Annotated in this window: 6 protein-coding genes; 3 read left to right on the top strand and 3 right to left on the bottom strand. The window is 42.4% G+C overall.

Annotated elements, in window-relative coordinates; translation table 11 throughout:
• Nucleotides 1-251 precede the first annotated feature (251 nt).
• The 3 genes from ACVPON_RS00970 to ACVPON_RS00960 form a co-directional block, all read right to left on the bottom strand.
• Nucleotides 252-383: a hypothetical protein gene (locus ACVPON_RS00970; protein WP_462875113.1), complete on the bottom strand. Its 132-nt coding sequence runs from the start codon at nucleotides 381-383 to the stop codon at nucleotides 252-254.
• A gap of 26 nt (nucleotides 384-409) precedes the next feature.
• Nucleotides 410-958 carry an NADPH-dependent FMN reductase gene (locus tag ACVPON_RS00965; protein ID WP_462875111.1) on the bottom strand — a complete coding sequence of 183 codons (549 nt, stop codon included), beginning with the start codon at nucleotides 956-958 and terminating at the stop codon, nucleotides 410-412.
• Between the two features lie 115 nt (nucleotides 959-1,073).
• On the bottom strand, nucleotides 1,074-1,517 hold the full coding sequence (locus ACVPON_RS00960; RefSeq protein WP_462875109.1) for a MarR family winged helix-turn-helix transcriptional regulator: 444 nt from the start codon (nucleotides 1,515-1,517) through the stop codon (nucleotides 1,074-1,076).
• 147 nt (nucleotides 1,518-1,664) lie between these two features.
• Here ACVPON_RS00960 and ACVPON_RS00955 point away from each other — a divergent pair, with 147 nt between their 5' ends.
• From ACVPON_RS00955 to asnS, 3 genes are all read left to right on the top strand, one after another.
• A complete protein-coding gene (locus tag ACVPON_RS00955; protein ID WP_462875107.1) occupies nucleotides 1,665-2,162 on the top strand; it encodes a cell wall elongation regulator TseB-like domain-containing protein in 498 nt (165 codons plus the stop codon).
• A complete protein-coding gene (locus ACVPON_RS00950; protein ID WP_462875105.1) occupies nucleotides 2,159-3,340 on the top strand; it encodes a pyridoxal phosphate-dependent aminotransferase in 1,182 nt (393 codons plus the stop codon). The genes ACVPON_RS00955 and ACVPON_RS00950 overlap by 4 nt, the downstream gene beginning before the upstream one ends.
• 286 nt (nucleotides 3,341-3,626) lie before the next feature.
• The gene (gene asnS, locus ACVPON_RS00945; protein WP_462875119.1) at nucleotides 3,627-4,973 is read left to right on the top strand and encodes an asparagine--tRNA ligase; all 1,347 of its coding nucleotides are present in this window, start codon (nucleotides 3,627-3,629) and stop codon (nucleotides 4,971-4,973) included.
• The last annotated feature ends 186 nt before the right edge of the window (nucleotides 4,974-5,159 follow it).

Below are 5,159 nucleotides of genomic sequence, written 5' to 3'. Positions count from 1 at the left end.
TACAACCATGACCGTTTTCAAGAGCGCAACAACGGCCTTGCACCTCTTGAAATGAGGAACAAGGCCGTCGCCTAATCTTTTATTATTTCATTGTCCACTTGACAGGGAGCAGTTCATCGTCAACCTGCCTTGGTGAAGGCTCGTTCTCCCTTCGGCTTTGATTATAAGGAAATGAGCGGTGCTACTCTCATTTCCAACCTTTCACAATTCTTAATTGTGAACGCTAGTCTACTTTTGATTTTTATTGAGTATTAGTCTTGGATTGCTTGCTGATAGCGTCCGTTACCCGTTTTGCTATACCAGTATAGTCTGTTGACTGTCGCAAGCAGAGAGTCATACTCAAAGATGAGGACAGGAAGGTCGTGATTTTTTACTGGATACATGTTTGGGCAACGAAGCTGTTTTTTTACTATTTATCAATCGCAGTAAGGAGGTCGGTTGCCTGCTGTTCTAGCCGGGCGAGGGTCTCTTCTGAAAGGACTAATTTCCCACTTCCCCATGCTTCTGGATTGATAGATGAAGCGGTAAATTCACCGACCATCTGTGTACGAATAAATGGAAGAAGTGCCTTGTAGGCAGCAAAGAGTGGCTCGTGTCCATTATTTGCAATAGCAGAGACCGTAGTCAATTTATCTTGCAAAATGGAGGGACCTTTGGGATTGGATAGGTCAAGGGAACGACTGAGCCAGTCAAGAATATTTTTGACTGGACCTGGGATACTGTAGTTATAGACAGGTGAGAAAATCCAGATAGCATCAGCTTGTTCAACAGCTTTGCGTGCTGATGCAACAGCAGGCAGGACAGGAGTTTCAAGGTCTTGATTAAAGACAGGAACCTGGCTGTAGTCTAGATATGTGATGCTTGCTTTTCCGTCTAGAAACTTTTCAGCTTCTTGCGCCATTTGCTGGCTGAATGAACCAGTACGAAGTGAACCAACTAAAAATAATACATTTGCCATAAGTATGGTCTCCTTTATAAATCGAATATGCTTTCAGAGTGACATGGAAATCGGCATGTATGAAAGCGATACAAGTAGCATATCAAAAATATCACTAATTAGCAATAGTTTCGCATTATCTTTTAAACTTTTTTAAAATAGCATTTAGGATTTCTTGTTCTTTGGGGCTAATGATTTCAAAAATTTGTCCAATATTCTCATAATGTTCAGGAAGAATCGCTTCGATTGTTTCCCGACCTAAATCGGTCAAGCTGATGAGGTAGGCACGCTTATCACTCGGATCTGAGATTCGGGTGATATAACCGTCTCGAATCATATTTTTGATGACGACTGTCATGTTACCAGATGTGCTGAGTAACTTCTCAATCAATTCTTGAATCCGGAGGTTGCCCTTGTTGTAGAGGGCCTCTAATACTCCAAATTGTCCCATGGTTAGATTGTATTTTTTGATGGTTTCAAGTTCTTTCTTGTAGATGGTATTAGAAGCTCGATGAAGAATGATGAGACTATGCAGGGCTTCCTGATTGTTTTCTAAGGATTTTTTTACATTTTCTTTCATAGAGATAGTGTAGCAATAATTAGATAGAACTGCAAGAAGAAGACCTTTGGGAATAGGAGGAAAGATGGGCAGGATTATTAAAAAAATTCAGACAAATTATCAGAAAAAATGGCATTCTGAACCAATCTATAGTATAATAATCCTATTATGGCAAAAATGAGAAATCGCACCAATAAATCCAGTATGACACTTGGCAAGCAAACCCTCATGGGAGTATTTGTTCTAGTATCGGTTATTGTTTTTTCTATCTTGTATGTTTTGGAAGTATCCGCACGTCCTTTTTTAGTGGGACGAAAACAGGCAGAGCAGGTTGCAAGTCAGTATGCAGGGATCACCTCTATTTCTAAGGTGATGCGTTACAATGGGGAGACGAGCTATTATAGTGTGGCTGGAAAAAATAAGGAAGAAGAGGATCTTTTCGTATTGATACCAGAAGCCTCTTCAGATATTCTCGTTTATGAGGCTAGAGATGGTATTTCTCAAGAAGAAGCCGAAGCCATCGCGAAAGAAAATGGGGCTAGTGAGATTCAAAAAGTAACCTTTGGTTCCTTTCAGAATCAGCCGATTTGGGAAGTCAAATCTGGGCAGACCTACTATACCATTGCCTTTAAAGATGGGGAATTATTGAGCAAGGAGGGACTATGAAGTTATCACAACGAGTGCTCGAAATGGAAGAGAGTGTTACCTTGGCTGCGGGAGCGCGTGCTAAGAGCTTAAGGGAAGAAGGTAGGGATATTTTGTCCTTAACTTTGGGAGAGCCTGACTTTACTACGCCAGAAAATATCCAAGCAGCAGCGATTGCTTCTATCAAGGATGGGCGTGCTAGCTTTTATACGGTTGCAAGTGGTTTGCCAGAGTTAAAAGCGGCTATCAGCCGGTATTTTGAGACCTTTTACGGTTATCCTGTTCCCCCCGATCAAGTGACAGTGGCAGCAGGGGCAAAATTCTCCCTCTATACCTTTTTTATGAGTGTGATCAACCCGCTTGATGAGGTGCTGATTCCAACTCCTTACTGGGTGAGCTATGCAGACCAAATCAAAATGGCTGGAGGTGTTCCAATCTTTGTTCAGGCTACACAAGCCAATGCCTTTAAGGTACAGGTGGAACAACTAGAAACAGCTCGGACAGATAAGACAAAGGTTTTGATACTCAATTCGCCCTCTAATCCGACTGGTATGATTTACAGTAGGGATGAGCTGTTGGCAATTGGCAATTGGGCAGTTGAGCATGATATTCTCATTTTGGCAGATGATATTTATGGACGTTTAGTCTATAATGGTCATAGATTTACCCCGATTTCCAGTCTATCTGAAGCCATTCGCAAACAGACAGTAGTAATCAACGGGGTATCCAAAACCTATGCCATGACTGGTTGGCGAATTGGCTATGCAGTGGGTGAAGCAGAGATTATCGCTGCTATGAGTAAGGTTGCTGGACAAACGACCTCCAATCCAACAGCGGTCGCTCAATACGCAGCTATTGAAGCCTTGAGCGGTGAACAAGATACAGTGGAGCGTATGCGCCAAGCCTTTGAAGAGCGTCTTAATACCATCTATCCTTTGCTTACTCAAGTACCGGGATTTGAAGTGGTCAAGCCACAAGGGGCTTTTTATCTCTTTCCAAATGTCAAAAAAGCCATGGAAATGAAAGGCTTTACTGACGTGACTGACTTTACAACAGCCATCTTGGAAGAAGCAGGAGTTGCCTTGGTTACGGGTGCTGGATTTGGTGCACCAGAAAATGTCCGCCTCAGCTATGCAACAGATCTTGATACTCTCAAAGAAGCTGTTAGACGTCTGAAAGCCTTTATGGAAACTCAATAAGCAAGCTAGGCGATTAGCTGCAAGCACGTTTGTATGTGACTTTTATATAGCTAGTGTATAAAAGTGATCCTAGGGGATACAAGTAGCAACCTCCTAAAGTTTTTATAGTATAAGGTGTTTGATGCCTAGACCTTTTGTTGGGTGGTGAATACAGTTGCTATGATTTTGAGGTTGAACGTTCAAACACTTAGAGGTGGAGTTCTATCAGAGCTTCTCCTCCCTACGCCCATACAGATTGATAGGGCTAGGTCAAAGAGAAAATAAAATGATGAAGAAAAGGGAAATTATGTCTAAAGATTTAGTATCGATTATTGATGTCAAAGACTACGTTGGTGAGAAGGTAAGGATTGGAGCTTGGATAGCTAATAAATCAGGGAAGGGTAAATTAGCTTTTTTACAACTTCGTGATGGGACAGCTTTTTTCCAAGCAGTTGCTTTTAAGCCAAACTTTATTGAAGCGTTTGGTGAGGAAGACGGAGCAGCTAAATTTGATATGATTAAAAAACTCAGCCAAGAAACATCTGTTTTTGTGACAGGAATTGTCAAGGCAGATGAGCGCTCTAAATTTGGTTACGAGCTAGATGTGACAGATCTGGAAGTAATCGGTGGGTCTCAAGATTATCCAATTACGCCCAAGGAACATGGGACAGATTTCCTTATGGACAATCGTCATCTCTGGTTACGCTCACGTAAGCAGGTAGCGATTCAACAGATTCGTAATGCCATTATCTATGCGACCTATGAATTTTTTGATCGACATGGTTTTATCAAGTTTGATAGCCCCATCCTATCTGGAAATGCAGCAGAAGATTCGACAGAACTCTTTGAAACAGATTATTTTGGAACCCCTGCCTACCTCAGTCAATCCGGGCAACTATACTTAGAAGCAGGGGCTATGGCACTCGGTCGTGTCTTTGACTTCGGTCCCGTATTTCGTGCAGAAAAATCCAAAACTCGTCGTCACTTGACCGAGTTCTGGATGATGGATGCGGAGTATTCTTTCTTAAATCATGAAGAATCACTTGATTTACAAGAAGCCTATGTCAAAGCCTTGATTCAAGGGGTCTTAGATCGTGCACCGCAGGCGCTTGAGACCTTAGAACGTGATACAGAACGTTTGAAAAAGTACATCGCAGAACCGTTCAAGCGTGTATCATACGATGATGCAATCAGTCTTCTTCAAGAGCATGAGGCAGATGAAGAGACAGACTACGAGCATTTGGAGCATGGTGATGATTTTGGTTCTCCCCATGAGACATGGATTTCAAATTACTTCGGTGTGCCGACCTTCGTTATCAATTATCCAGCTAGTTTCAAGGCTTTCTATATGAAACCAGTTCCGGGTAATCCAGACCGTGTCCTTTGTGCGGATCTTCTCGCACCAGAAGGGTATGGTGAAATCATCGGTGGCTCTGTCCGTGAGGACGATTATGATGCCCTCGTTGCTAAGATGGAAGCTCTTGAAATGGACAAGTCAGAGTACGAATTTTACCTTGATCTCCGTAAATACGGTTCCGTTCCCCATGCAGGATTCGGCATCGGTATTGAGCGTATGGTCACCTTTGTCGCTGGAACCAAACATATCCGTGAAGCTATTCCATTCCCAAGGATGTTGCACCGTCTTAAACCGTAATGGTGCTAGAAACTAGACAGGCTCTTTCCATAGCGGAAAAGTCTAAAACTGGAGTTAGAACAGCAACTGTTTCAAACTCTTCAAAAAAGAAAAAGGAGTCTGGGACAATAGTCCCTTTGCTCAAAAAAAAGGGCTCTTTGTCAACTGTAGTGGGTAGATGAAAAGCTAACACCTAGAGAGGACGAA

The organism is Streptococcus sp. 1F3 (assembly GCF_054968985.1).
The sequence above is the reverse complement of the archived record's forward strand: the minus strand, read 5'-3'. Positions and strand labels throughout refer to the sequence as shown.

What these genes read in the sequence shown, in the direction of transcription:
- ACVPON_RS00960 (WP_462875109.1), bottom strand. Translation starts at nt 1,517, where the DNA reads ATGAAAGAAAATGTAAAAAAATCCTTAGAAAACAATCAGGAAGCCCTG.
- ACVPON_RS00955 (WP_462875107.1), top strand. Translation starts at nt 1,665, where the DNA reads ATGGCAAAAATGAGAAATCGCACCAATAAATCCAGTATGACACTTGGC.
- ACVPON_RS00970 (WP_462875113.1), bottom strand. Translation starts at nt 383, where the DNA reads ATGTATCCAGTAAAAAATCACGACCTTCCTGTCCTCATCTTTGAGTAT.
- ACVPON_RS00950 (WP_462875105.1), top strand. Translation starts at nt 2,159, where the DNA reads ATGAAGTTATCACAACGAGTGCTCGAAATGGAAGAGAGTGTTACCTTG.
- asnS (WP_462875119.1), top strand. Translation starts at nt 3,627, where the DNA reads ATGTCTAAAGATTTAGTATCGATTATTGATGTCAAAGACTACGTTGGT.
- ACVPON_RS00965 (WP_462875111.1), bottom strand. Translation starts at nt 958, where the DNA reads ATGGCAAATGTATTATTTTTAGTTGGTTCACTTCGTACTGGTTCATTC.